This window comes from Moorella humiferrea (genome assembly GCF_039233145.1).
In the GTDB taxonomy this organism is placed as follows: Bacteria; Bacillota; DSM-521; order Neomoorellales; family Neomoorellaceae; genus Neomoorella; species Neomoorella humiferrea.
Genome location: NZ_CP136419.1, coordinates 1,527,210 through 1,552,595, shown reverse-complemented (window position 1 = coordinate 1,552,595; position 25,386 = coordinate 1,527,210). Strand labels below are relative to the sequence as shown.

Genomic DNA, 25,386 nt, shown 5'->3' with positions numbered 1-25,386 from the left:
GATAAAACTTTAAAGATAAAACAAAGAGGTGTTTAAGACTTGAATTACAGACATATTTTAAGTCGTTATGGTATAACAATAGTTTTTGTAGCCATGGTTATTGTAGCATCAATACTTTCACCCTATTTTTTACAATTAGGAAATATAATCAATGTACTAAGACAGATTACTATTATAGCTATAGCTGGTTTTGGTGTTACTTTCATAATAATAAGTGGTGGCATTGATTTAGCTATCGGTTCAATTATCGCATTAACAGGAGTTATAGCAGCTAGTTTTGCCCATCCTAATCAATTTCCAGTTATTGTACCCATTTTAATAGGGCTTTTGGTAGGGGCATTGACAGGTTTAATAAGCGGATCAATTATTGTATTTGGAAAAATACCCCCTTTTATTGCCACGTTGGGTATGATGATCTCGGCAAGGGGATTAGCTTTAATATATACAGAAGGAAAACCTATAACCAATTTTTCAAAGTCATTTGATTTTATAGGTGAGGGCTTAGTATTTAATATCCCTTTTATGATTTATATATTATTAATCACATTATGTGTTTCCCATTTTATTTTGAGACATACTAAAATAGGTAAATATATTTACGCTATTGGGGGGAATGAACAAGCTGCTATTGTATCTGGTATTAATGTAACTAAAACTTTACTTTTCGTTTATTCGTATGGGGGATTGTTATCGGGACTTTCAGGAATTTTACTTGCTTCAAGGATAAGTGCAGGACATCCTACAGCTGCAGTAGGTTATGAATTAGATGCAATTGCTTCTGCTGTTATTGGAGGAACTAGTCTATCTGGGGGAATTGGTACAGTTTGGGGAACGTTAATAGGAGCGCTTATTATTGGGGTTTTAAATAATATTTTGGATTTACTTCATGTATCTGCATATTGGCAACAAGTTTTAAAAGGTGTTATTATCGTTGGTGCTATTTTATTAGATAGAATAAAGACGCTGAATACAAATGAAGATGGTAGATAATTTTATTTAAATTAATTAAGTCACAAGAAGGAATTAAGCTAAAAATGTAGAATAAAAATTTGTGTTATAGGTATACCCTAGGTATACAATTAGGATCCAATTTAATAAGGTGGTGGTCGTGAATAAGAGTAAAGTCTAAAAGTAAAAAATAGAAGCTAATAAAGATATAATCAAGGAAGGAGATTTGTATGAATTCGAGAGAACGAATAATTGCTTCTATTAATCATAAGCAAGTAGATATTGTACCAATAGATTTGGGTTCGACAACGAGTTCTGGAATATCTGCAATAGCTTATAATAATTTAAAACAATATCTTGGTATTAATAAAGGTTACACTAGAGTTTATGATATAGTACAACAACTTGCTCAACCTGAAGATGAAATATTAGATATGTTTAATGTTGATGTTCTAGATGTAGGTAGAGTATATAATACCGAGGAAAAGGATTGGTATGATATTACGCTTCCAAGCGGCCATATAGTACAATTTCCAACCTGGTTTAAACCTATTCGAGATGAAGAAGGTAATTTAAATGTTTATTCCGAAGATGGAATTCTGATATCAAGAATGAAAAAGGATGCATTTTACTTTCATCAAGAATATTATCCTTATCTTAATGGTTATCCCGAAAATTATGATAATATAACAGAAGCGATGAATAAAGTTCAATGGTTTAAAATTGCTGTCAGCCCATGGGATCATTTAAATGATACCAATTTTTGGGAAGATCTGCGTGAAAAAGCTTTAAACTTACGGGAAAACTCAGATCGTGCTTTAGTAATTTCTAGTGGATGTAGTTTATTAGAAAGTGGAAATTACTTACGACGTATGGATAATTTTTTAATGGATATTTATACTTGTCCGGAAGAAGTAGAACGTTTGCTTGATGTTTTAGTAGAACAGCATTTAGCTTTGTTAGAAAAAGTATGCAAAGCAGTAGGAGATGTGGTAGATATAATCCGTTTTTCCGATGATCTAGGAATGGATCAGGGCCCGCTTATGTCACCTGAGGTATTTCGTAAAATTTTTAAACCGCGGTTAGCATTATTGTGTGATTATGTAAAAAAACATAGTAATATGCATACCTTTTTACACTCCTGCGGTTCTATCTATAAACTCCTTCCAGACTTGATTGAAGCAGGTATTGAAATAATTAATCCTGTTCAGACTACCGCCAAAGATATGGAGCCTTATAGGTTAAAGAAAGAATTTGGAAATGATATTACCTTTTGGGGAGGTGGATGCAATACAAGGAGCATTTTAAACCGAGCTACGCCAAAAGAAGTAAAAGATTATGTAAAAAGACAATTGGAAGTGTTTGCTCCTGGAGGAGGATATATTTTTAATCAAGAACATAATATTTTACCTGACGTGCCTCCTGAAAATATTATTGCTATGTTTGAAGCCGTGCGTGAATTCTCTTTTTAAATAAGTTTATTTTGTAAAGTTATGGAGGAATATGCCATGGTAAGGCTTGGACTGATCGGTGCTGGTAGAATTGGAAAGGTACATGCTGAAAACATAGTATCTAGAATACGTGAAGTTGAGCTTAAAACCATAGCTGATATCTACCTAAATAATGATATTAAAGAATGGGCTCACAGCATTGGTATTAAAAATGTCACTAATGATGCTGGGGAAATTTTTAGCGATCCTGAAATTGATGCAGTGTTAATTTGCTCTTCTTCAGATACTCATGAGCAATTTATAATTGAAGCAGCGAAAGCTGGTAAACACATCTTTTGTGAAAAACCCATTGGAAGTGATATTGAAAAAATTAAAGAGGCTCTTGAGATAGTTGAAAATAAAGGAGTAAAGCTACAAGTTGGTTTTGTAAGGAGGTTTGATCACAATCATAAAAAGGTCCATGATGCAGTAAAAGAAGGTAAGATTGGTGAACCCTATCTTGTTAAAATAACCTCAAGAGATCCACAACCACCACCCTTAAATTATTTAAAAGTATCTGGTGGACTATTCTTCGATATGACTATTCATGATTTTGATATGGCAAGATATCTATCCGGCAGTGAAGTGGAAGAAGTATTCGTACATGCAGCAGTTCTAGTGGATCCCGCTATTGGGGAGATAGGTGACTTTGATACGGCAATTATAACTATGAGATTTAAGAATGGAATGCTTGGTGTCATTGATAATTGTCGAAAAGCAATATATGGCTATGACCAAAGAACGGAAGTACATGGTTCCAGAGGATGTATAATGGTAGAGAATGATAGACATAACACGTCAATGTTGTTAACCAATGAAGGTACTCTAAGTGAAAAACTACTTTGGTTCTTTTTGGAAAGATATAATGATGCTTTTGCTATGGAGCTTAAGTCTTTTATCGATGCAATTATAAATGATACTCAGCCCCCCGTTACAGGTATAGACGGACTTAAGGCGGTCTTAGTTGCTGAAGCGGCAGCTATTTCAGCTAAGGAGGGTAAACCAATAAAAGTAAATGAAATATAAGAGATTTAAAAACTCCAGTAAAGGGGGGCCTTCATAGGATATATGACATAGAAGGATAGATTAACAAATATGCAATTAATTATATTTAGATAGGGGTTGATTATTACGAAAAAATCAGTATGCATAGAAACTATATTTACAGAAGTACCTTTTGAAGAAAGAATTAAATTAGCTAAGGATTTTGGATTTGAATATATTGAGTTTTGGACTTGGAAAGACAAAGATATTGACAAAATAAAAAGTATATGTGAAAACCTTGAAATCAAAGTTGCTAGTTTTTCTGGCGACCAGGATTTTTCTTTAATTAATGAACAAGAAAGCAAAGAATATATCTCTTTTGTAAAAGATTCTATTAAAACCGCAAGATATTTAGATTGCCAATACCTTGTACTTCATTCTAATGCCTTAGGTAAAAATGGTGAGGTTTTGAATCCACACCATGAAATTAGTGACTATAAAAAATTCTATACTATGGTTAATGTATTAAAGGATTTAGCACCTATAGCTGAAGAAGCCAAAGTTACACTTGTGTTAGAGGCGCTAAATACAAAAATAGATCATGTTGGAAATTTTTTGGCTTATACAAAGGATGCTGTTGAAGTAGTTAAATTGATAAATTCTACCTACATCAAGATATTGTATGATATATATCATATGCAAATTATGGAGGGTGATTTAATCAATACTATTAAAAAATATATCGAAGTAATCGGTTACGTTCATATAGCAGACGTTCCGGGTAGACATGAACCTGGAACAGGGGAAATTAATTTTATAAATGTGATTGAGACGTTAAAATTGTTAAATTATAACGGAATTATAGGTTTTGAACTATATCCATTAAAAGATTCTAAACAAGCTGTTGCTATTATAAACAGCTTATAAATTCTTAAGTAGCTTGCGAGGAATAACGGCAAACTCACATTACAAATTGCAACGAGATACAACGAGATAATGTAATCCTTTGATTACAAAGTTTATGAACGCTTATTTTTAAATAAAGGGTATACCAGCAGAATACCAAAGGAACTCCAAAGCTGGTTCGCCAAATTATTAGTTTAATAAAATTAAAAATAAAAGGGGAGTGTTTTTATGAGCACCAAAATGCGCGCCGTAGTACTTCATGCCGATTGGGACCCCAAACCGGAATTCAAGTTGGGGCCCAAGGACATTGAAGGCCGGCAGACCTATCTGGGTAGCAAGGTATGGCGCAATCCCAGGGTAACTATCGAGGAAAGGGATGTTCCCCAGGCTGGACCTGGCGAAGTAGTAATTGAAGTTAAAGCCTGCGGTATTTGTGGTAGCGATGTCCATATGGCCCAACCGGATGAACAAGGTTATATTTTATACCCTGGGCTAACCGGTTTCCCGGCTGTTCTGGGTCATGAGTTCTCCGGTGTAATTGTTGATGCCGGGCCGGGTGCGTTCGATAAACGGACCAATAAGCCGTTTAAAGGCGGCGAAGCGGTTTGTGCTGAGGAAATGCTCTGGTGCGGCGCTTGCCAGCCCTGCGCTGATGGATGGCCAAACCACTGCGAACGCCTGGATGAGCTCGGATTCAACGTCGACGGCGCCATGGCCAAGTATATAAAAGTTCCCGCCCGTGTAGTCTGGAGCCTTGAACCCTTGCGCGAACATTATTCAGACGAAGAAGTATTTTTGTTGGGGAGCCTGGTGGAGCCTACGTCGGTAGCTTATAACGCCGTGATTGAGCGCAGCGGTTGGGGTATACTGGGTGGTATCCGGCCTGGCGATAACGTGGTCATTTGCGGCGGTGGACCGATTGGTATCGCAGCCTGTGCCATTTTGAAGCGCCAGGGCGCGGCTAAGGTTATTTTATCCGAACCCGAACCGTCCCGGGCCGAATTGGGACGCAAGATGGGGGCGGATTATACCATTAATCCCCTCCAGGAAGATTTCACCGAAAGGGTCCTGGAAATTACCCACGGCTATGGCGCCGCCCTATACCTGGAAGCCACCGGTCTGCCGACGATAGTCTATCCCCAGATTGAAAAAACGATTTGGGAGCAAAAGACGCTGAATGCCAGGGTCATGGTAGTTGCCCGCGCGGATGCCAAAATGCCGGTGACCGGGGAAGTCCTGCAGGTGCGCCGGGCGCAGATAATCGGTGCCCAGGGGCATTCCGGGCATGGTACCTTCCCGCGGGTTATTGAGAGCATGGCCGCCGGGATGAATATGTTGCCCATGATCACCAAGCAGATCACCCTCGATGAGGTACCCGAAAACCTGGTGACTTTAAGAACTGACCGGAAAGAATGTAAGATTACCGTGCGCTTGGATAAAGAATAAGTTTCACTTTCAACCGGGGCAATTTTACTGTCAAAAAATACAAAGCAAAGGAGTAAAGCATATGGACCAAAAAATATGCAAAGGATGGCTATTAACCGATCACCCGGCCATTATCTTTGAAGACAACGAAGTCGGCCGCCTGAAGAAACAAATCTGGGAGGCCTCCGAAGAAGAAATCGACGCTATCCTGAAAGAATACGAGATTCCTTCAGAACCTGAACTGGGTAAACCCGGTACTTATATCCAGAATACCCCCCGGGTCAAGGTAATCGAAAAGCGCAAGAAAAATGACATAGTGTTTGTGCCTATCGGCTGTACAGAAAACCACGGCCTTCATGCCAACAGCGGCCTGGACACCTTCATGGTCACCCAGATTTTAGAGGGTGTGCGTCGTTATACGGCCAAGCAAGGACGAGAAGTGAGCCTGGCTTTTCCGCCTCTGAATTACGGCGGCCATCCCTACCACCATCTGGGTATGCCTGGAACTGTAATCATGCCCAAAGAAGTCGTTGAGGAAACCGTAATCTACACTATGCTGGGCTTATGGAACGATGGCTTCCGGAAGATTATCCTGGTCAACAATCATGGTCACCTGTGGATGCTGGAATCCGCCATCCAGGAGTTTATGAAACGCTTCCAGTTGCCGGGTGTCTTCCAGGTAATTGATTGGCACCGGGCTGTAAGGGAATTCTTCTTCCCGGTAGATAGAGAAGATAGCCTGCAAACGGATTTCATCCACGCCGATGAATCCGAAACCTCGGTTGCCCTGCTGCTATTCCCCGGCATGATCGATATGAGCGTGGTGCAGGACGCCCAGGGAGAAAGCTTCCTGCCTCCGGGACACTTTGATACTTCAGTGGACCCCTACCGGCGTCCCCACCGCTGGTCCGAAGGAGAAGGGCATGCAGCTATTGAACGGGCGGCCACTCCCCAGGGCGTGGTAGGCAAACCCAGCCTGGCTTCCGCCCGGAAGGCCAAACGGCCCATCGCTGCCATTTTGAAGTATCTCACCCTGCTGCATGACCACATCCTGGAAGCATTCCCGCCCGGCACTGTACCGCCGGTTGAAAAGGTAACCTTACGGACGGAAGAAGAAATGAGGCCTTTCCTGAAAGAACCTTTAAGCGAGGGTTGGAAATCTGCATATGAACTGCCCCTTATCGGGCCGTTCTATAAACTGTAATTTTTAAGCGATATAGCTCTAAATTTCATGCGGGCTTCAAGGCAGGCAAAGGCCTATGCCTTAGCCCGCCTTTTAAACAGAAGGGGATTACAATTATGCCTGAAAAGATAAATCTGAACGACCAACAACCGCCTGTTACTGGCAATGACGGCTTGCAGCCTGTTTTAATCGGTCTGGCAGCCAAGCAATCACTGGCCGAAGGCAGGCCTGTTCCTGTTAAATTACCTGCAGGCGGAGGTCTATAAAAATGAAATTAAGTGTGTCCCTCGCTCAAAATGTATCTGATAGCGCCCCCTTTATCCTCAGGGGGCCTTATCTTGATAACATTAAAAAAGCCGCTGAACTGGGGTATGATGCTGTAGAGATCCACGTGCGCGACCCGCGCGAACTTGAGGTGGAGCAGATTTTAAAAGTTTGTCAGGAGGAAGGAATAACTGTTTCTACCCTGGGGACGGGCCTGGGATATGTGGTGGATAAATTAAGCCTGACCCATCCTGAGGCTCAAATAAGGGAGAAAGCTGTTAAGCGTATTTTAGACCATATTGAAGTTGCCTCATGCCTGGGGGCGGGAGTTATTGTTGGCTCAATGCGAGGAGTAATACCTGACATTGGCCAATTTAAACAATATGAAAATTACGCCGCCGAAGGCCTGGCTGTTTGCCTGGAGAAAGCTAAAAAATGCGGCGTGGTGCTTTTCTTAGAAGCTATCAACCGCTATGAAACCAATTTTCTCAATACGGCAGCTGATACTTTAAACTTTTTAGCGCGGTTCAATACCCCTTACCTTAAGGTCCATCTGGACACCTTTCACATGAATATCGAAGAGGTTGATCTTGACGAGACTCTGAAAAAGACGGGGGAAGCACTGGGCCATATTCATTTTGCCGATAGCAATAGATTTTATCCGGGACAGGGACATCTTGATTTTAAAAAGATAATAGAAACCTTGAAAAATATGGGTTATCAAGGTTATATCGCCCTGGAATGCCTCCCCTATCCTGCTCCTGAGGAGGCGGCAGCGGGGGCTATAAAGTATCTGAAAAGCTTACTCGATGAGAATTGAGCCATAAAAGGTCTACTGGTTATCAGGGTTAATTGCCGGGAAAGACGACGTGTGCTTTAAAGAAACGGCGATTTTTTTCAGGGGAAAATTTCTGAAATTAGTGCCCGGGAAGGAGCAAAAGAAAATGCTTGCACTAAATAAAGCCCTGCTCACCGGTGATTTCAGCTTCCCACCCAATCTGGAGGCAGGCCCCTACCCGGATAACTTACCGGAGCGGGTCCTCCAGTTCGGGGAAGGCAATTTCCTGCGCGCCTTTGTCGACTGGATGATCCATGAACTGAACAAAAAAGGGTTGTTCCAGGGCCGGGTGGTGGTAGTGCAGCCCCTGGCTCAGGGCCTGGTCGACAAGATAAATAAGCAGGACGGTCTGTATACCTTAATCCTGCGCGGATATCAAGACGGCCAGATGGTAGAAAAGCGGGAGATTATTACTTCCATCAGCCGGGGTATTAACCCTTACGAAGACTGGCAGGCCGTCCTGCGCTGCGCCGAAGACCCGCGAATCGACATCGTCATCTCCAACACCACCGAAGCCGGCATCATTTTCGACCACGGCGACAGCTTAACGGCCGCCCCGCCGCGGTCCTTCCCCGGGAAACTAACGGCTTATCTTTACCACCGCTATAAACACTTCCAGGGCGACCCGGATAAAGGGATGCTCATTCTTCCTTGCGAGCTCATCGACAGGAACGGCGACAACCTCAAAGAAATAACCTTAAGGCTGGCCGAAGAGTGGGGGTTACCGGGAGGATTCCGGCAGTGGCTAAAAGAAGCCAACATATTCCTCAACACCCTGGTGGACCGGGTTGTACCGGGTTACCCCCGCGACGAAGCAGAGCAACTGGCCGGAGAGCTAGGCTATCAAGACGACCTGCTAGACACCGGCGAGCTGTTCCACCTCTGGGTGATCGAAGGCCCTACGCACCTTAAAGAAAAGCTCCCCTTCCATGCAGCCGGCCTCAACGTCATCTGGACGGACGACATGACGCCGTACCGCACCCGCAAGGTACGCATCCTGAACGGCGCCCATACCGCCACAGCCGCCGTAGCCTTCCTAAGCGGCGTCGACACGGTAAGGGAGGCTGTAGAACATCCCCGCCTCGGCCGCTTTATAGAGGAATTAATATATAACGAAGTCATCCCCGCGACCGACCTGGATGAAGGAATGCTCACCGAATTTGCCGGGGAAGTGCTACAGCGCTTCCGCAATCCCTATATCGTCCACCGCTGGCAGAGCATTTTGCTCAACACCACCTCCAAATACAAGACGCGGGTGCTACCGTCATTACTGGACTACGTAGCAAAGAAAAAGGCCGTACCGGCAAAGCTCACCTTCTCCCTGGCCGCCACGGCAGCCTTATTTAAGGACGGCCGGGTTAACGGCCGGCAATTCCAGGGGAAGCGGCCGCAGGGAGAGTTTATTATCGAAGACGACCCCGAGGCCCTGGCTTTCTGGCAGGCAGCCTGGCAGCAGTATAAAGGAACAGCGGAAAGTGCAAGAGAAGTAGCCCCATATATCCTGGGTAACAGCGAACTGTGGGGCAAGGACTTAAATAGCGTTCCCGGCCTGGCGGAGAAACTTGGGGTTTACCTGCAAGAGATTGTAACCGGCGGCATGGCGGCAGCCCTGGAGAAGGTGCTGGCAGAAGGAGAAGGAGCATGAAAAAAGCAATCCAGCTGCATGCCCGGGATAACGTAGCCGTAGCCCTGGTGGATATAACAGCAGGAGAAACCATAGCTATCGCGGGCCGGGAGATAACCTTGCAAGAAAACATCAAAGCCGGCCACAAGTTTGCCCTTTTAGACCTGCCAGCCGGCCGGGAAGTAAAGAAATACGGCTATGCAATCGGGATAACCACCCAGCCGGTGAAAGCCGGGCAATGGGTGCACAGCCACAATTTGCACAGCGGGCTGGGGAAGCTAGAAGAATACACCTATAACCCCCTACCCATAACGCCGGTTGCCTTTGAAGGGAATCCGACCTTTCACGGCTACCGGCGACCAGACGGCCAGGTAGGAGTAAGAAACGAGCTCTGGATTATCCCCACGGTGGGCTGCGTCAACCAGCTGGCCGAGAACATGGCCCGGAACGCCGCAAAGGAACTGGAGGGTAAAAGCGCAATAGACGGCATCTATGCCCTCAAGCATCCCTACGGCTGCTCGCAGCTTGGTGACGACCACCATAATACCCAAAAGCTCCTGGCCTCCCTCTGCCGCCACCCCAACGCCGGCGGGGTCCTGGTCCTGGGCCTGGGCTGCGAAAACAACAATATCCCGGCCTTCCACCAGGTGCTGGGAGAGGTAGACCCGGCGAGGATTAAATTCCTGGTGGCCCAGGAAGCAGAAGACGAAATGAGGGAAGGTTTAAGGCTGATAAAAGAACTAGCAGAACAGGCCGCAAGCTGCGAACGCGAACCCTGCCCAATAAACGAACTAAAAATAGGGCTCAAGTGCGGCGGTTCCGACGCCTTTTCCGGCATAACCGCCAATCACCTGGCAGGCCTGGTAGCCGACCGGATAATAGCAGGGGGCGGCACGGCGGTACTCACCGAAGTACCGGAAATGTTCGGCGCCGAAACCATCCTCATGGACCGGGCCGTGGATGAAGAGGTGTTTCAAAGGATAGTAAAGCTGATCAACACCTGGAAGCAATACTACCTCGACCACGGCCAGCCGGTTTACGAGAACCCCTCACCCGGCAACAAAGAAGGCGGTATAACCACCCTGGAAGAAAAGTCCCTCGGCTGCGTGCAGAAAGGCGGCACGGCAGCAGTAGTAGATGTCTTGGATTACGGCGACAGGTGCCAGAAGCAGGGGCTCAACCTCTTAAGCGCGCCCGGCAACGACCTGGTATCCTCCACGGCCCTGGCGGCGGCCGGTTGCCAGATTATCCTTTTCACCACCGGCCGTGGTACACCCCTGGGCACCTGCGTGCCCACGATAAAAATCGCTAGCAACACTGGCATTTACTCTAAAAAGCCCCGGTGGTTCGACTTTAACGCCGGCAGGGTCCTGGAGGGTGAGAATATGGCGGAACTGGCAGGAGAATTACTGGAGCAGGTTTTGCGGGTAGCCTCCGGAGAACCGACAAAAGCGGAAACCCTGGGTGTAAGGGAGATCGCTATATTCAAGTCCGGGGTCACCCTCTAAAAGTCTTTTGAAAGAACTCCTTTACTCTCAAGTTAAATTTTATTTTATGATCCAAACGTCCGTAAAACGGAGTGGGTACGGAGAGGGTAGGGGGATAGTAGGGGGTCGCTAGTTAAGATATATTTAAAAAAAGCCCTGCCAGTTATAATTCTGCAGGGCTTATTTTTTCACAAAGTATTGGTGATATTGGCGGCAATAATTTCTACCTTAGCGCCGTCGGGTACCTTCTTTAGCAACTCCGGATCGCTTAAGATGCGTCCCACTTTATTTACCGGGCTGGCGGCGCGGGGTTTGAGGCCGGTGCTGGCAGGCGTGGGACCGAAGAAAAGGCAGAAGGCATGTCCCGGCGGCCAGTAAGCAATGTCACCCACTTCCATATCCGCCGTAGCTCCTTTTTCCAGTCCGGCTTTTACAGGGATGGAAAAGTAGATTTCATCGCCCCACGTATTCACCCGGCCGGTTATGGGCAGGGCGGCCTGGATCTTGCGTGCGGTTTCGCTGTCGTTTAGCTCGGCAGTCACGGCAATATCACCGAATTTAATAACAATTTCCATGGTTGCAACCCCCGGTAGCATTTTTAGGCATATTTTAGCATACATAAGGTCTGACCTGCAATAATATATTTTAAACTGGCGTAAAGGGAGTTGAAGGTCTGGTTTGAGCCGGCGTGTTTATTTTTTACTGCTATTACCTGCAGTTTTAATCACGATAGGGGTGATCGGATTGAACAAAAGGGCCGTCCGCTTACCACCGCCGGAAAAACCCGCAGCGCCACAACCGGCCCGGCAGAGTTCCTATTATGTCCGAATCCCGGTGGCCGACGTCCGCGCCAACCCCGATGGAGGGGCGGAATTGGTCACCCAGGCCCTCCTGGGAGATGAGGTAAAGGTGCTGAAGGAGGGAGGGGAATGGCTCCAGGGGCAGGTACCTGACGGCTATATCGGGTGGTTGAAAACGGCCGATGTAGTGCGCGATACTTCACCGGCGGTGCGTGATTTGGCGGTGGTAAAAGTTCCCCGTACTTTGCTGTACGGCCGCCCGGGTGGAGGGGATACAAAAGGTGAAGCCTTAATGGCCACCGATTTGCCCCTGCTGCAGCAACAAGGGGATTGGCTGGAAGTATGGCTTCCCGGACAGGGAACGGCCTGGCTGAAAGCCGGGGATAATGAGGTCTGGCCTCAGGGCAAACTGGCAGGCAACCGCAGCGGGGAAGATGTGGTTCGGACGGCCGAACGCCTGCAGGGGGTGTCATACCTCTGGGGCGGGGTGACCCTTTACGGCATTGACTGCTCCGGTTTAGCTTATATTGCCTATTTTTTAAATGGCATTAGACTCCCCCGGGATGCCGACATGCAGTATCATGTCGGAAAAGAGGTGGCCAGGGAGGAACTCCAGCCGGGCGACCTGGTCTTTTTCAATACGGAAGGCACGGGAGAACTGCCGACCCATGTGGGTATATATAGCGGTAATGTAGAATTTATCAATTCCCGTTCCGGCCGGGGCGTGATAACCAGCCGCCTGGATGAACCGCTCTTCGTCCGGGGATATCTAGGAGCGCGGCGTTACCTGCCGTAGATGAGTGGGGGAACCTTTTAGGTTCCCCCTGCCGATTTATTTACCGCCGTTAAAGAATAGGTTTAAAAATATGGCCGCAAGGGAACCTAAGGTAATGCCGCTGTGGAAGATAATTTGACACCAAGATGGAAATGCTTTAAAGAATTCCGGAGCTAACGTTGGTATCATGCCGATGCCGATGCTGATGGCCACGATAAAGAGGTTGTGAGGATTTTTTTCAAAATCGACCCGGGAAAGGGTCCTGATGCCGTTGGCAGCGACGATCCCAAACATGGCGATCCCGGCTCCGCCGAGCACGGCGGAAGGTATGGAGGCAACGATGGTGGCCAATTTGGGAAAAAGGCCGAGGGCTACTAAAATGATACCGGAAGTCGCCACTACAAAGCGGCTTTTTACACCGCTTAAAGCAACAAGCCCCACGTTCTGGGCGAAGGCAGTATAGGGAAAGGCATTAAGAATGCCGCCCAGCATAGTGGCAAAACCATCACCCCTCAGACCTCGGGCCACATCATCTTCGCTTATTTCTTTGCCGACGATTTCACCCAGGGCAAAGAAATCGCCCGTCGATTCTACCATGATAACCAGCATTACGAGGATCATGGAGATAACTGCACCTACGTTAAAGGTAGGAAGGCCAAAATAAAAGGGAGTATCGATTTTGAGCCAGGGAGCCGTATTTAAACCGGACAGATTCACCATACCCAGGGGGATGGCGACGACCAGACCGATAAGCAGTCCCAGCAGTACTGAAATATTAGCGATAAATCCTTTAAAATATTTTTGCAGCAACAAAATGGAAATAAGAACTAGCGTCGCCACCATGAGGTTGGTCGGTGAACCATAATCGGGGCTGCCCGTGCCTCCGGCGGCCCAGTTTATACCTACCGGCAAGAGGGAAAGGCCGATGATAGTAATTACACTGCCGGTGACAATAGGGGGAAAGAAATTGATGATTTTGCTGAAGTAGGGGGCGAAAATAAAGGCGAAGAGTCCTGCGATAATTACCGCTCCATAAATACCCCGCATACCCATAGTAGAGGCGATCATTACCATGGGGGTAACAGCGGCAAAGGATACGCCTTGAATAATAGGCAGGCGAATGCCGAGTTTCCAAAACCCAATGGTTTGAATTAAAGTGGCGATACCGCAGGTGAATAGATCGGCATTAATTAAAAAAGCCGTCTGTTCCTTTGCCAGGTGGGCGGCTCCGGCTATAATGAGGGGAACGGCGACCGCACCTGCATACATTGCGAAAACGTGCTGCAACCCATAGAGGAAAAGCTGGCGGCCGGGAAGTATTTCATCTACTGGGTGTTTACCTTGCATTTAGCATCCCACCTTGCACAGTTAGGTTTATTGCCTTAATTATTAAATTATCTCCTGCTAGTGCCTTTTTATAACATCACTCCTTTTAATTTAAATTTAGATTAAATTATTGAGTGTTTATTTGATGATATTATACTCTTAAAAAAACAAAGACCGCTATATGTAAATTACTGTTTAAGATGAATTCCTGCACAGGGTCGTAGACAAGGTCTGGAATAAGCTCCGGGAGTTGTTGCAACAGCTCGATAGGGCGTCGGTGATCCGCGAAGTGCTCGGGGTGCATGAAGCCGTTATCCAGGACCGTGACCACTGGCGCCGTACCGCACAGGCAGTCCTTGCCTTGTATGCGCCGGAGGAGGACGTCTTCGCTGTCGCGCAAAAGCGGGAATCGGATCGGACCAATGTTTCGTTGGCGGCCCGCACTATCCTGGAAATGGCTATCTGTGAGTGTCCAGAGGTAGGTGGCCGCCAGCTCTCCCGGTGGGAACTGGATGAACTATTGGCCAAAGCGGCACTGCTAGTCGAAGTTGCAACGGACTCTGACGCGGTCAATAGTGACCTGATTGAACCCCGAATCGACTTGCACCCGAATGGCGAGTACACCATCGATCGCGGGTTCCATAACACCGTCATCAAACCTTTTTTGACCGCTTACTTCCGTGAAGAATTCGAAGCGGCGGCAGGGGAGTATAGTAAATTGTATCGAAATGAGCGCCCCGGCGAACGAAAGAGCGCTGACGAGGTATTTTCTGCCGATTTTATTCGCGCATTTCGGACTGAGTTCGGTTTAACGCCGGACGAAGCGGTTGACGGTTTAGCGGAGCTTATGGATTTAGCGGTCGAGCGTGACAGCGTCGTCGTGGAGACAACGCTAGGCGCCCTCAAGAAGAGATTGACTAAGGCCCGTGGCCTGTCACTTGATGCCAGCAAAGCATTCATCCGTACTTTCAGCATCTTTCATCGCCCGGCATGGGACAAACCGCCGTCAGGATTCAGGAAACAGGACCTTTACCCCTGGCGATTCCGTCGCAGGCTTTCTGCAACATTCAGGCCTATTCTTGTCTTTGGGGAGCAAGATGACGACAAAGTGTTTTTCGGAGCCGGCTTGTTGTGGCTTGGAGTCGGATACCTGCTGGAAAGGGCAGAGAAAGGACATCTGCCGAAAGAGTTTTTCACCTCGCAGGAGATGAAACAGTACATCGGGAGGGTAAACAGCGAGAGGGGTCATGCATTTGCTTGGCTCGTTGCCGATCACTTTCGCGAGAACGGATGGCAGACGCGGACCAACGTACAGATGACCGAGTTGGGTGGTCCCGCCGAACTCGGCGATGTCGATGTCCTGGCGTGGAGGCCAAGTGGAGAAATTCAGATCATTGAGTGCAAGCGCTTGCAGCTTGCCCGGACTGTTGCCGAGGTTGCTGAAATCTGCCGCCGCTTTCGAGGAGAAGCGAAGGATGAGCTAGATAGGCATCTCCGGCGGGTTAACTGGATAAAGGCTAACCCTGCAGGTCTGCACGGTATTGTCGGATTCGTGCCGGATCCAACTTGCATCGATGATAGGCTTGTAACTAACACACACGTACCGATGATGTACCTCACTTCGTTGCCGCTCGAAGCTGACAAGATAGGTCCACTGAAGTATTCAAAGTAAACAATTAGCGGTTGGGCGTACGTATGTCTCGTTTCCTCACCCATAGGCAATAGCCAACTCCAAATTACGCGAGGGATGAAAGTTGCGATAGCCGCACGGATGACGACGAATTCCTCCTCGTCATTCACGCAGCTTTGGCTATCTGCCATTCCAAATCCTGGTTGAGGGCGGCAGAAAGTTGCCGCCCAAATTCATTACCTAGGGTGGGATTTCAGTGTCCCTAACCGCCCTAGATAAGTCCACAAAACTCCTCACTTGGTTACCTCACGCTATCCCTGATTACCTCCTACCCCAAGACACTCCCAATGCGCAGAATCCATCTTTGTCCTTTTCCTTACAGTAATCTATGCCTTTACCTTCATCCTACCGGCCGTAGCCCAGCCCACGGTCACCGTCGACGGCCAGACGCTTGCCTTCGACGTGCCGCTGACTGTCGAGCAGGGTCGCACCTTGGTTCCATTGCGGGCCATCTTTGAAGCCCTGGGCGCGGACGTAAACTGGGATGCCGCCACCCAGACGGTCACCGGGACGAAGGGTGCCACAATCGTTAAGCTCACCATCGGCTCCACCATCGCCTACGTCTCTGGCCAGGCCGTGCCCCTCGATGTTCCGGGCAAGATTCTGAACGGACGCACCCTGGTCCCACTTCGCTTCATCAGCGAAAGTCTCGGTGCAGAGGTTGTCTATGACAACAGCCGGATTACTATCCGGTCTGGTGATGCAACATTCGTGTCTCCCGATCCGACGGTCGGTGTCAAGGTCCACTTCATCCGTCGGCTAGGGCGACGCAATCTACATCGAACTGCCAAACGAGGTGGACATCCTGATTGACGCTTGGGACACGGGCTACGGCTCCAAAGTCGTTAGCTACCTGCAGAACAGAGATGTGGACGATATAGAAATCCTTATTGCCACGCATCCCCATGCAGACCACATAGGGGGTCTGCCGGCCGTTTTTGAAGCCTACAACGTAGAGACCGTCGTCGACTCCGGCGTAAGCCACATGAGCCAGACCTACCAACGATACTGGAGCGCCGTCCAGGCGGAAGGCTGCGATTACCAGAAGGCAGCCGGACAGTCCTGGACCTTTGGAAACTGCCAGTTCGAAGTTCTGGGGCCCACTACCACCTACCAGAACCTGAACGACAACTCGGTGGTTGCGAGGCTCACTAGCCTGGGTGGAGCGTTCTTGTTCACCGGCGATGCCCTAGGCTGAAGCTGAGGGCGCGATCCTCCACAAGAACATGGACGCCAACATACTGAAGGTCGGTCACCACGGGAGTAGAACCTCGACCAGTGACGCCTTCCTGGCGGCGGTGGATCCTAAAGTCGCTGTTATTATGGTCGGAGAGGGGAACCGATACAGCCACCCACACGGAGAAACTTTATCCAGACTGGCCGACGCAGGTGTTGAGATTTACCGGACGGACCCTTCATGGCACGATATCCGTCTCGTTGACTGACCGCGATTATACCGTTAGTACCGAAAAGAAGGCGACGGTAAAGCCAATTACCTAGCCGGCACCGTCTCCCGACCCTGCTCCGGGCGATCCGGCTCCAGGGAAGGTGAACATCAATATCGCCACGGTAGAAAAACTACAACAGATCATCCACATCGGACAGAGCAGAGCACGAGATGAAAAATAACCTCCGAACGGTTCGGCCCGATGGAGGTTTACTGTACTATACCCTTCTTATATTTGATACTCAACAATTTTCTGTCGTGTCAGGACGTCATAAAGAAAGCTAGCTTTGCTTAATTTTTCTAGCTGTATCTCCTCTGGTAGGCAGGCTAAAGGTTCTATAGGTTCCCTTACTTTTGCAATAGCCGTACCCAGAACTTCAAAACGCCGGTGATAAGGCATTTTTGCAAAGTCAGATGAGACAACCAGCAGGTCTATATCACTATCTTCCCGGGCATCTCCCCTGGCCTGAGAGCCAAAAAGGATTATTTTGTCCACCTTGAGCCCTTGTTGTTTAAGGGCTTCGGCAAAGTTTCGGATTATGACGTCAATATTGGATTGCTTTTGAGACATTCTAGCACCTCCCTTGTCTTGGCAAGGTACTCCTTTGCAACTTTTCTTGAATATGCTTTGAGGGCCGCCTCGAGATCTTTGGGATAGCGGGTGTTTGGACCTATAGCATCCAATATTCCGAGAAATTTGAGGTGATCTTCTACCATGGTCAACTGAGCTATTTCTGCCAGGTATACTAGCTTATGGGTCTTTGGTGGCGCCTGTCCTGTTTTTTGAACTATTATGGCTTTAAGAGCTTTTTCTAAAGCTAACTGTCCCATGAAGATGGAATAGATGTATTTCCTGGCTTTAAACATGGCCTCAGCAGTGGAAAAATCGTATTCAGCTTGTTCCAGCCATTCCAGGGCTTCCGGTATCACAGTTTAACACCTCTAAAAAATGATACCACATTTTGTAAGAAACGCCAACTTTAAATTTGTAAAAATCAAGGATTTCGAGGGTATATACAAATATATTGTATACTTGCTCAAGAAATATTGCGTAAGCCGGCTCTGGTTTATATAATAAGGCAAGGCGGTTATATAAAATAAAGGAAAACCGCTCTGGTAAGCAAACCAGAGTTTTTCTATATCTGGGAGGAGAAACATTTTGAGCCGGCTAAAAATTACCGATACAACCTTACGGGACGGACACCAGAGCCTTTGGGCCACGCGGATGACCACTGCCGATATGGTGCCCATCCTGGAGAAGATCGATAGCGTCGGCTATCATTCCCTGGAGGTCTGGGGCGGCGCCACCTTTGACGTCTGCATGCGTTTCCTGGACGAAGATCCGTGGGAACGCCTGCGGACCATTAAAAAATACGTCCGCAAGACCCCCCTGCAGATGCTCCTCAGGGCCCAGTCCCTGGTTGGTTATCAGCTCTATCCCGATGATGTGGTAAGAGCCTTTATCGCCAGGGCGGTGGCCAACGGCATCGATATCATCCGCATTTTTGACGCCTTAAACGACCTGCGTAATATGGAGGTCCCCATAGAAGCAGCCAAAAAGGAAGGAGCCCACGTCCAGGGAACGGTAGTCTATACCATCAGTCCCGTCCATACCACCGAGCACTACCTTAAAACGGCCCTGGAACTGGAGGGCATGGGCGTGGACTCTATCTGTATTAAAGATATGGCCGGCCTTCTCGCCCCCTTTGAAGCCTATGAGCTGGTGAAGCTTTTTAAAGAAAAGCTCCGCATCCCCGTTCAGCTCCACAGCCACTATATCGGCGGCTTGGCCGTAGGCGCATACCTCGAGGCCGCCCGGGCGGGGGTAGACGTTGTTGATACGGCGTCAGTCCCCCTAGCCTTCGGTGCTTCCCAGCCGCCTGTGGAAACAGTGGTCCGGGCCCTGGCGGGGACGCCTTACGATACCGGCCTGGATTTAAATCTCCTCTTTGACATTGCCCGCTATTTCGACGACCTGCGCCGGGAGTTGGGATACGAACGCGGTGTGACCCGCATCACCGATATGTGGGTCTTCCAGCATCAGGTACCGGGCGGAATGATATCCAACCTGGTAAGCCAGTTGAAGGAACAAAAAGCGGCCGACCGCATTCATGAAGTTCTGGCCGAAATTCCACGGGTGCGAGCCGATCTGGGTTATCCGCCCCTGGTGACGCCCACCAGTCAGATTGTCGGCACCCAGGCAGTACTTAATGTCCTTACGGGACAGCGGTATAAGATTGTACCTGGGGAAGTTAAAAATTACGTCAGGGGCCTTTACGGCCGGCCGCCGGCGCCCATCGACGAAGAAGTACGCCGGATAATCATTGGGGATGAAGAACCCATTCAAGGCCGGCCCGCCGATGCCCTGCCGCCGCGTTTAGATGAAGCCCGACAGGAAATCGGCGATCTGGCCGAGAATGAAGAAGACGTCATCAGTTACGCCTTGTTCCCCCAGGTAGCCCGGAAATTTTTAGAAGATCGCCGCGCCGGACGTTTGCGGCCCGGTCGCCGTACTACAAAACCCCAGGTCGGAGATAAGGTTGAGGCAGGAGGTAAAAGAAAGATGGATCTTAAGGACATCACCCAGCTCATAAAAGCCCTGGACGAAACGGGGATTACCGAACTGAACCTGGAAAGCGAGGGGGTCAAAATCGTCATCCGCCGCGGCGGCAACCGGGAAGGGTATACGCAGGTTGAAGAAAGGCGTAGCCCCGAAGATACACCGTCAGTCCAAGAGCGGGAAGATATAGTTGAAGTCAAGGCACCTATGGTCGGCACTTTCTACCGGGCTCCGTCTCCTGACGCGCCACCCTTCGTCGAAGAGGGTACCAGGGTTAAACAGGGGCAAACCTTGTGTATAATAGAGGCGATGAAGTTAATGAACGAACTGGCGGCGGAAACCTCCGGCCGGGTGATAAAGATCTTGGCTGAAAATGGCCAGCCGGTAGAATACGGCCAAGTCCTCTTTCTAATAAAGAAGGAATAGAAACTAAAACAGTCGTTTAACTTTGTTTTCTGCGGAGGAAAAGAGATGTTCAGGCGTGTGCTTGTTGCCAATCGCGGTGAGATTGCGGTGCGGATTATCCGCGCCTGTCGAGAAATGGACATTGAGACGGTGGCCGTTTACTCGGAAGCCGATCGGGGAGCTCTTCACACCAGGCTTGCCGATAAAGCTGTGTGCATCGGACCGGCCCCGGCCAACCGCAGCTACCTGCATATTCCCAGCATTATTGCCGCCGCCCAGATGAGCGGTGCCGACGCTATCCATCCCGGGTACGGCTTTCTTGCCGAGAATCCTTATTTTGCCGAGATGTGTGCCACGGCGGGCATCACCTTTATCGGCCCTTCTCCCCGTGCCATGCAGCTAATGGGCGCCAAAGCTACGGCCCGGGCCACCATGATGGCGGCGGGGGTACCGGTAGTTCCCGGTTCCGAAGGGGTGGTAAAAGACCTGGATGCCGCCCTGGCCATAGCCAAAGAGATAGGCTATCCCGTGCTGATTAAGGCTTCGGCTGGCGGCGGCGGTCGCGGCATGAGGGTGGCCCAGGGGCCGAAGGAACTGCGCCAGGCCCTGCAGACAGCCCAAAGGGAAGCGGAAGCGGCCTTCGGCGATTCCGAAGTGTATTTGGAGAAATATATAGAAGAACCGCGCCATATTGAGTTCCAAATATTAGGGGATACCGAAGGTAATCTCATCCACCTGGGCGAGCGGGATTGTTCCCTCCAGCGCCGCAACCAGAAAATTCTGGAAGAAGCTCCTTCGGTGGCCCTGACGCCGGAACTGCGGCGGGAAATGGGGGAAGTAGCCCTGAAGGCGGCCAGGGCCGTCGATTATTACAGCACGGGCACGGTGGAGTTTTTATTGGATAAATACGGCCGTTATTACTTCATCGAAATGAACACCAGAATTCAAGTGGAACATCCTGTTACCGAAGCTGTGACGGGCATTGATCTGGTGCAGGAGCAGATTAAAATTGCCGCCGGCGAATCTTTAAAAATCCGCCAGGAGGACGTTGAGATCCGGGGACACGCCATTGAATGCCGCATCAACGCCGAAGACCCGGAACATAATTTCCGGCCGGCCCCGGGACGCATCGAACGCTATCATGTGCCAGGCGGTTTCGGCATCAGGGTGGACAGCGCCGTTTATAGCGGTTACATTATTCCACCTTTCTATGATTCCCTGATTGCCAAGGTCATAGCCTGGGCCCCTGACCGGGACAAAGCCATCAGCCGCATGGCCGGGGCTTTGAAGGAAATGATCATCGAAGGAATACCGACCACCATTCCTTTCCATCAACAAATTCTAGAAAACGCCTTCTTCCGGCGGGGCGAGATTTATACCAATTTCATCCAGAGACGCCTGCTGGCAGGTTAAAATTATTTTCGGAGGAACGGTTGTGGTGGCTCCCGGCCTCTGGTATAATATAGAAACAAAAACGGAGGTGGATACTGGTGGAAAATAATTTGGAGCAACAAGCGCATACCGAACTAGGTACTATAAGAATTACCAACGAAGTTGTAGCCATTATTGCCGGGCTGGCCGCCACGGAGATTGAGGGCGTGGCCGGTATGAGCGGCGGCATTGCCGGTGGCATTGCCGAGCTTTTGGGACGGAAAAACTTGAGCAAAGGCGTAAAGGTGGAAGTAGGGGAAAAGGAAGCGGCCGTAGACCTGTACCTGGTCGTTAATTTCGGCGTGAGGATTCCCGACGTCGCCATCCGGGTGCAGGAAAACGTCAAAAAAGCGATAGAATCCATGACCGGCCTGCGGGTGGTGGAAGTCAACGTCCATGTCCAGGGTGTCGTTTTCCCCCAGGAAGAGAAGGAAGAAGAAACCAGCCGCGTGAGGTAGGAGGGTAACGGGTTGTCATTGCTCGACCGGGCCATCCTGGCCCTCTTTGCTTTACTGGTGGCGCTCTTATCCCTGGCCTTTCTGGCGGTCATTGCCGGGTGGACGGTACCGTTGGACCTGTTTGAATTGAGCCTGGTCCGCAGTGACTACCGGTTGCTGGCCGGAGCAGGCGCCGCGGTTTTATTGTTGCTGGCTTTACGCTTTTTGTTGGCAGGCATGCGCCCAACGGCCGCAAGGGAGGAACAGGCAATCATCAAGGCGGCCGATTTGGGAGCGGCCACCATTTCCCTGGCCGCCCTGGAAAACTTGGTGGTGCGGGCGGCCCGTCAGGTCAAGGGTGTGCGGGAAGTGAAGCCGCATCTTAAAATCCTACCGGAAGGATTGGCGGTGAAGCTGAATATTACCGTGTCGCCCGACCGTAATATCCCGGAACTAACGACGGCGCTGCAGCGGCAGGTCTATGATTATATCGTGTCTACGGCGGGTTTGGAAGTCCCGGAAGTCCAGGTGCGGGTCACCGGCATTTACCAGGAAGGCCCGCGCCGGGTCGAATAGGGGAGAAGAATGACGTGGAAGACATTATCGCCCTTTTGGGGTATCTCTGGCGGGAACACCGGGGAAAACTAATGGGCATCTCATTAGGCCTGATTTTTGGCATTTTGACGGCCGTATGGGGTTTTGGGAAGGCCCTTTTTATCGGCCTCTGTGTGGCTGGAGGATATTTTATAGGTCGCCACCTTGATCAGGGGCGCGGTTGGGAAGATCTGTGGAAAAAGCTTTTCGGTCGTTGGTAAGGAGGAACCTTAAATTTGCAGAGAAGGGAAGCCAGGACGAAGGCCCTGCAGGCGCTTTTTGCCGTTGATGTGGGGCGTATGATGCCGGAGCAGGCATTGGAGGAAGTCTTGGCCGAAGGGGAGCTTGCCCCGGGTGCAGAGGACTTTGCCCGGGACTTGGTTTTCGGGACGATTAAGGCACGCGAAGAGGTTGATGCCATCATCAGCAAATACGCCATAGGCTGGCGCCTGGAACGTCTGGCGGCCGTTGACCGTAACATCTTGAGGATGGCGCTGTATGAAATGAAACACCATCCGGAAACGCCGGTCAGCGTAATTATCAATGAGGCCATTGAACTGGCTAAGACCTTCAATAACGAAGAAGCAGGCAAGTTCGTGAACGGCCTGCTGGACAGCGCCCGCAAGGAGCTGGGAAGGTAAAATGGCTGTACTCGGTATCGATACCAGCGCTTATACCTGTTCTGTTGCCATAGTAAAGGCCTCGGGAAATGTAATTCACGCCAACCGCCGCCTGCTGCCGGTGCCTGAAGGGGAAAAGGGACTGCAGCAGGGAACGGCGGTTTTTCATCATGTTCAGATTTTACCGGAACTGCTTGTAGAAGCCTTTAACTCGGTACCGCCCGCCCAAATAAAAGCCCTGGCGGCAGCCACCAGACCCCGTCCGGTGGCGGGCTCCTATATGCCGGTTTTTACCGTAGCCTCCGGACAGGGAAGGATATTGGCGGCCGCCCTTAAGGTTCCCTATTTAGAGACGACCCATCAGGAGGGGCATATAGCAGCCGGACTGTGGTCGGCAGGATGGGAGCCTGAAGGACCTTTTTTGGCCGTACACCTTTCCGGCGGTACCTCGGAGGTGCTAAAGGTGATGCGAAGGAAGGGCGGTTTTCACATCGACAAGCTGGGCGGTACTTTGGACCTCCATGCCGGGCAACTTGTAGACCGGGTGGGGGTCCTCATGGGTTTTCCATTTCCGGCGGGGCCCCATTTGGAGAGAATGGCGAGGGAGGCCGAGGGGGCCGGAGTGAAAAAACTGTCATTGACCTCGGCGGTAAGGGGCTACAATTTCAGTTTTTCCGGCCCGGCAACCCAGGCGGAACGATTATTGGCGGCGGGGGCGGATAAATCCGCCCTCGCCAGGGCGGTGGAACAGTGCATAGCCAATACCCTGGAACGCGTCCTTCGAACCGCCGTGTTTGATACCGGAATCAAAGACATTCTCATCGTCGGCGGTGTAGCGGCAAATTCGTATATACGCAGTCGGCTGCGCTACCGTTTGGAACACCGGGCCGTAGGGGCCCGCCTCTATTTTGCTTCTCCTGAACACAGTTCCGACAATGCCATTGGGGTGGCCCTGCTAGGACGAGATTTACTTTAGCGTGCCGGTGTCGACTGGCGGCGGAAATCGGGCAGGGGCAGGGCCAGAAGGACGGCCAGGGCCGGCAATACGGCCAAAAGGCGGATAACAGTAAGGACGCCGTAAGCATCGGCTATACCGCCCAAGAGAAGGAGACCCAGACCGCCGGTACCGATGGCAAAGCCCATCATCAGGCCGGAAGCCATCCCTACATGTTTGGGCATCAAAGACTGGGCCATGACGACGGCCGGAGCAAAGGTGGATATTACGCAGAAGCCGCTCAAGGCCAGCAACACGGCCACCCATGCCCCCTTAACATATGGGAAGGCCAGGACCAGGGGAATTAAAATTAACATGGAAGCCAGGATCGTTCTTTTGGCTCCCCAATTATCGGCGATGCGCCCGCCCACCAATGTGCCGACGGCGCCGGCGATTAGAAATATGGAAAGCATGGTGCTGCCCATGGTTGCATCGCCGTGAAGATACTGCTGGTAATAAAAGGGTATATAGTAAGTGAGGGCGGTATGCAGCCAGGAACGCAAGATTACTATGAGCACCAAAAGGATTACGGCCGTAGCTGAGGTACGGCCGTCTACTGCCGGTTCTGCTGCGGACGCCGCCACCCGCCTGCCGGAGTCGGCGGCGCGGCCGATGACAGGCATGGTCTGGATGAGCAGGGCTACAGTGATAAGCGTCGGCAGCACTACCAGCCAGGAAGACCTTAAACCGCCGTGGTTAAGTATAAAAGAAGCAAAGATCGGGCCCAGTCCGAAGCCCAGGTTGCCTCCTACGGAAAAAATGGCCATGGAGCTGGCCTGCATGGGACCGCTGACATAATGGGCCGATTTGGAGGCTTCCGGGTGGTAGGCGGCCACCCCCAGACCGCTGATGAAAACAAGGGCTATAAGGATATAGTAGTTGGGTATTAAGCCGAAGGCACCCATGCCCAGGCCGGCCAGGAGGCAGCCTGCGGGTAAAAGCCAGCGCAGCTGGTATTTATCCGACAGGTAACCGAAGACGGGCTGGATGACGGAGGAACTGATGTTGGACAGGGCGGGAATAATGCTCGCCACTACATAGGTCAGGCCGAACTGTTCTTTATATGCCGCCAGGAAGATGGGTAAAAGCCCCTGATTGACGTCGGTTACCAGGTGACCGAGACTTAAAAGGTATAAAATACGTTTTTTCACTGTCAAC

At 49.8% G+C, this 25,386-nt stretch carries 27 protein-coding genes; 21 read left to right on the top strand and 6 right to left on the bottom strand.

Annotated features, from left to right (window positions below; all coding sequences use genetic code 11):
• Positions 1–39: 39 nt before the first annotated feature.
• The 10 genes from MHFGQ_RS08060 to MHFGQ_RS08015 all read left to right on the top strand — a co-directional run bounded on the left by MHFGQ_RS08060 (position 40) and on the right by MHFGQ_RS08015 (position 11,170).
• Positions 40–990, top strand: coding sequence for an ABC transporter permease (locus MHFGQ_RS08060; protein ID WP_211292933.1), 951 nt, complete (start codon positions 40–42; stop codon positions 988–990).
• A 188-nt stretch (positions 991–1,178) separates the two neighbouring features.
• On the top strand, positions 1,179–2,420 hold the full coding sequence (locus MHFGQ_RS08055) for a uroporphyrinogen decarboxylase family protein (protein WP_106006081.1): 1,242 nt from the start codon (positions 1,179–1,181) through the stop codon (positions 2,418–2,420).
• A gap of 36 nt (positions 2,421–2,456) precedes the next feature.
• Complete coding sequence (iolG, locus tag MHFGQ_RS08050; protein WP_106006080.1) at positions 2,457–3,464, top strand: inositol 2-dehydrogenase; 1,008 nt, start codon at positions 2,457–2,459, stop codon at positions 3,462–3,464.
• A gap of 96 nt (positions 3,465–3,560) precedes the next feature.
• Positions 3,561–4,349: a TIM barrel protein gene (locus MHFGQ_RS08045; RefSeq protein WP_211292931.1), complete on the top strand. Its 789-nt coding sequence runs from the start codon at positions 3,561–3,563 to the stop codon at positions 4,347–4,349.
• 207 nt (positions 4,350–4,556) lie between these two features.
• Positions 4,557–5,774: a scyllo-inosose 3-dehydrogenase gene (gene iolM, locus MHFGQ_RS08040; RefSeq protein WP_106006079.1), complete on the top strand. Its 1,218-nt coding sequence runs from the start codon at positions 4,557–4,559 to the stop codon at positions 5,772–5,774.
• A gap of 61 nt (positions 5,775–5,835) precedes the next feature.
• On the top strand, positions 5,836–6,957 hold the full coding sequence (gene iolN, locus MHFGQ_RS08035) for a 3-dehydro-scyllo-inosose hydrolase (RefSeq protein ID WP_106006078.1): 1,122 nt from the start codon (positions 5,836–5,838) through the stop codon (positions 6,955–6,957).
• Between the two features lie 95 nt (positions 6,958–7,052).
• Positions 7,053–7,202, top strand: a complete 150-nt coding sequence (locus MHFGQ_RS08030) for a hypothetical protein (protein ID WP_170066356.1) — start codon at positions 7,053–7,055, stop codon at positions 7,200–7,202.
• 2 nt (positions 7,203–7,204) lie between these two features.
• Positions 7,205–8,020 carry a sugar phosphate isomerase/epimerase family protein gene (locus tag MHFGQ_RS08025; protein WP_106006077.1) on the top strand — a complete coding sequence of 272 codons (816 nt, stop codon included), beginning with the start codon at positions 7,205–7,207 and terminating at the stop codon, positions 8,018–8,020.
• A 124-nt stretch (positions 8,021–8,144) separates the two neighbouring features.
• The gene (locus MHFGQ_RS08020; protein WP_106006118.1) at positions 8,145–9,683 is read left to right on the top strand and encodes a tagaturonate reductase; all 1,539 of its coding nucleotides are present in this window, start codon (positions 8,145–8,147) and stop codon (positions 9,681–9,683) included.
• Positions 9,680–11,170: a UxaA family hydrolase gene (locus tag MHFGQ_RS08015; RefSeq protein ID WP_106006076.1), complete on the top strand. Its 1,491-nt coding sequence runs from the start codon at positions 9,680–9,682 to the stop codon at positions 11,168–11,170. The genes MHFGQ_RS08020 and MHFGQ_RS08015 overlap by 4 nt, the downstream gene beginning before the upstream one ends.
• Before the next feature lie 167 nt (positions 11,171–11,337).
• On the opposite strand, the gene MHFGQ_RS08010 is transcribed toward MHFGQ_RS08015, so the two are convergent.
• A complete protein-coding gene (locus MHFGQ_RS08010; protein WP_106006075.1) occupies positions 11,338–11,724 on the bottom strand; it encodes a cyclophilin-like fold protein in 387 nt (128 codons plus the stop codon).
• Between the two features lie 169 nt (positions 11,725–11,893).
• On the opposite strand from MHFGQ_RS08010, the gene MHFGQ_RS08005 reads away from it, so the two are divergent.
• A complete protein-coding gene (locus MHFGQ_RS08005) occupies positions 11,894–12,745 on the top strand; it encodes a C40 family peptidase (protein ID WP_170066360.1) in 852 nt (283 codons plus the stop codon).
• Positions 12,746–12,781: 36 nt separating this feature from the next.
• Here the strand turns inward: MHFGQ_RS08005 and MHFGQ_RS08000 are convergent, their stop codons facing one another.
• Positions 12,782–14,071, bottom strand: coding sequence for a nucleobase:cation symporter-2 family protein (locus MHFGQ_RS08000; protein WP_170066359.1), 1,290 nt, complete (start codon positions 14,069–14,071; stop codon positions 12,782–12,784).
• A 232-nt stretch (positions 14,072–14,303) separates the two neighbouring features.
• Here MHFGQ_RS08000 and MHFGQ_RS07995 point away from each other — a divergent pair, with 232 nt between their 5' ends.
• On the top strand, positions 14,304–15,722 hold the full coding sequence (locus tag MHFGQ_RS07995; protein ID WP_343105497.1) for a hypothetical protein: 1,419 nt from the start codon (positions 14,304–14,306) through the stop codon (positions 15,720–15,722).
• Positions 15,723–16,142: 420 nt separating this feature from the next.
• Complete coding sequence (locus MHFGQ_RS07985) at positions 16,143–16,553, top strand: copper amine oxidase N-terminal domain-containing protein (protein WP_422879851.1); 411 nt, start codon at positions 16,143–16,145, stop codon at positions 16,551–16,553.
• On the opposite strand, the gene MHFGQ_RS07980 is transcribed toward MHFGQ_RS07985, so the two are convergent.
• Positions 16,489–16,725, bottom strand: coding sequence for a hypothetical protein (locus MHFGQ_RS07980; RefSeq protein ID WP_340637907.1), 237 nt, complete (start codon positions 16,723–16,725; stop codon positions 16,489–16,491). The two genes, MHFGQ_RS07985 and MHFGQ_RS07980, sit on opposite strands and share 65 nt — an antisense overlap.
• On the opposite strand from MHFGQ_RS07980, the gene MHFGQ_RS07975 reads away from it, so the two are divergent.
• Entirely contained in the window at positions 16,618–16,938 is a 321-nt protein-coding gene (locus MHFGQ_RS07975; RefSeq protein WP_340637906.1) for an MBL fold metallo-hydrolase, read from the top strand. The two genes, MHFGQ_RS07980 and MHFGQ_RS07975, sit on opposite strands and share 108 nt — an antisense overlap.
• A 478-nt stretch (positions 16,939–17,416) precedes the next feature.
• Here the strand turns inward: MHFGQ_RS07975 and MHFGQ_RS07970 are convergent, their stop codons facing one another.
• Complete coding sequence (locus MHFGQ_RS07970; protein ID WP_106006071.1) at positions 17,417–17,758, bottom strand: nucleotidyltransferase domain-containing protein; 342 nt, start codon at positions 17,756–17,758, stop codon at positions 17,417–17,419.
• A complete protein-coding gene (locus MHFGQ_RS07965; protein ID WP_106006070.1) occupies positions 17,725–18,117 on the bottom strand; it encodes a HEPN domain-containing protein in 393 nt (130 codons plus the stop codon). Before MHFGQ_RS07965 ends, MHFGQ_RS07970 begins: the two co-directional genes overlap by 34 nt.
• A 226-nt stretch (positions 18,118–18,343) precedes the next feature.
• Between MHFGQ_RS07965 and accB the strand changes: the two genes are divergently transcribed.
• From accB to MHFGQ_RS07930, 7 genes are all read left to right on the top strand, one after another.
• The gene (gene accB / locus MHFGQ_RS07960; RefSeq protein ID WP_106006068.1) at positions 18,344–20,173 is read left to right on the top strand and encodes an acetyl-CoA carboxylase biotin carboxyl carrier protein; all 1,830 of its coding nucleotides are present in this window, start codon (positions 18,344–18,346) and stop codon (positions 20,171–20,173) included.
• A gap of 45 nt (positions 20,174–20,218) precedes the next feature.
• Complete coding sequence (gene accC / locus MHFGQ_RS07955; RefSeq protein ID WP_106006067.1) at positions 20,219–21,565, top strand: acetyl-CoA carboxylase biotin carboxylase subunit; 1,347 nt, start codon at positions 20,219–20,221, stop codon at positions 21,563–21,565.
• Positions 21,566–21,642: 77 nt separating this feature from the next.
• The gene (locus MHFGQ_RS07950; protein ID WP_211292929.1) at positions 21,643–22,041 is read left to right on the top strand and encodes an Asp23/Gls24 family envelope stress response protein; all 399 of its coding nucleotides are present in this window, start codon (positions 21,643–21,645) and stop codon (positions 22,039–22,041) included.
• 12 nt (positions 22,042–22,053) lie between these two features.
• The gene (gene amaP, locus MHFGQ_RS07945; RefSeq protein WP_106006065.1) at positions 22,054–22,596 is read left to right on the top strand and encodes an alkaline shock response membrane anchor protein AmaP; all 543 of its coding nucleotides are present in this window, start codon (positions 22,054–22,056) and stop codon (positions 22,594–22,596) included.
• 14 nt (positions 22,597–22,610) lie between these two features.
• Complete coding sequence (locus MHFGQ_RS07940) at positions 22,611–22,835, top strand: DUF2273 domain-containing protein (protein WP_245907890.1); 225 nt, start codon at positions 22,611–22,613, stop codon at positions 22,833–22,835.
• Between the two features lie 15 nt (positions 22,836–22,850).
• Positions 22,851–23,255 (top strand): transcription antitermination factor NusB, encoded by a 405-nt coding sequence (gene nusB, locus MHFGQ_RS07935; protein WP_106006064.1) that lies wholly within the window; start codon positions 22,851–22,853, stop codon positions 23,253–23,255.
• A 1-nt stretch (position 23,256) separates the two neighbouring features.
• Entirely contained in the window at positions 23,257–24,210 is a 954-nt protein-coding gene (locus tag MHFGQ_RS07930; protein ID WP_106006063.1) for an O-sialoglycoprotein endopeptidase, read from the top strand.
• Here the strand turns inward: MHFGQ_RS07930 and MHFGQ_RS07925 are convergent.
• Complete coding sequence (locus tag MHFGQ_RS07925) at positions 24,207–25,379, bottom strand: MFS transporter (protein ID WP_106006062.1); 1,173 nt, start codon at positions 25,377–25,379, stop codon at positions 24,207–24,209. The genes MHFGQ_RS07930 and MHFGQ_RS07925 overlap by 4 nt on opposite strands.
• Between the last annotated feature and the right edge of the window lie 7 nt (positions 25,380–25,386).

What these genes read in the sequence shown, in the direction of transcription:
- MHFGQ_RS07970 (WP_106006071.1), bottom strand. Translation starts at nt 17,758, where the DNA reads ATGTCTCAAAAGCAATCCAATATTGACGTCATAATCCGAAACTTTGCC.
- MHFGQ_RS08020 (WP_106006118.1), top strand. Translation starts at nt 8,145, where the DNA reads ATGCTTGCACTAAATAAAGCCCTGCTCACCGGTGATTTCAGCTTCCCA.
- MHFGQ_RS08010 (WP_106006075.1), bottom strand. Translation starts at nt 11,724, where the DNA reads ATGGAAATTGTTATTAAATTCGGTGATATTGCCGTGACTGCCGAGCTA.
- accC (WP_106006067.1), top strand. Translation starts at nt 20,219, where the DNA reads ATGTTCAGGCGTGTGCTTGTTGCCAATCGCGGTGAGATTGCGGTGCGG.
- iolG (WP_106006080.1), top strand. Translation starts at nt 2,457, where the DNA reads ATGGTAAGGCTTGGACTGATCGGTGCTGGTAGAATTGGAAAGGTACAT.
- iolM (WP_106006079.1), top strand. Translation starts at nt 4,557, where the DNA reads ATGAGCACCAAAATGCGCGCCGTAGTACTTCATGCCGATTGGGACCCC.
- MHFGQ_RS08025 (WP_106006077.1), top strand. Translation starts at nt 7,205, where the DNA reads ATGAAATTAAGTGTGTCCCTCGCTCAAAATGTATCTGATAGCGCCCCC.
- MHFGQ_RS08055 (WP_106006081.1), top strand. Translation starts at nt 1,179, where the DNA reads ATGAATTCGAGAGAACGAATAATTGCTTCTATTAATCATAAGCAAGTA.
- MHFGQ_RS08015 (WP_106006076.1), top strand. Translation starts at nt 9,680, where the DNA reads ATGAAAAAAGCAATCCAGCTGCATGCCCGGGATAACGTAGCCGTAGCC.
- iolN (WP_106006078.1), top strand. Translation starts at nt 5,836, where the DNA reads ATGGACCAAAAAATATGCAAAGGATGGCTATTAACCGATCACCCGGCC.
- MHFGQ_RS07930 (WP_106006063.1), top strand. Translation starts at nt 23,257, where the DNA reads ATGGCTGTACTCGGTATCGATACCAGCGCTTATACCTGTTCTGTTGCC.
- MHFGQ_RS08030 (WP_170066356.1), top strand. Translation starts at nt 7,053, where the DNA reads ATGCCTGAAAAGATAAATCTGAACGACCAACAACCGCCTGTTACTGGC.
- MHFGQ_RS08000 (WP_170066359.1), bottom strand. Translation starts at nt 14,071, where the DNA reads ATGCAAGGTAAACACCCAGTAGATGAAATACTTCCCGGCCGCCAGCTT.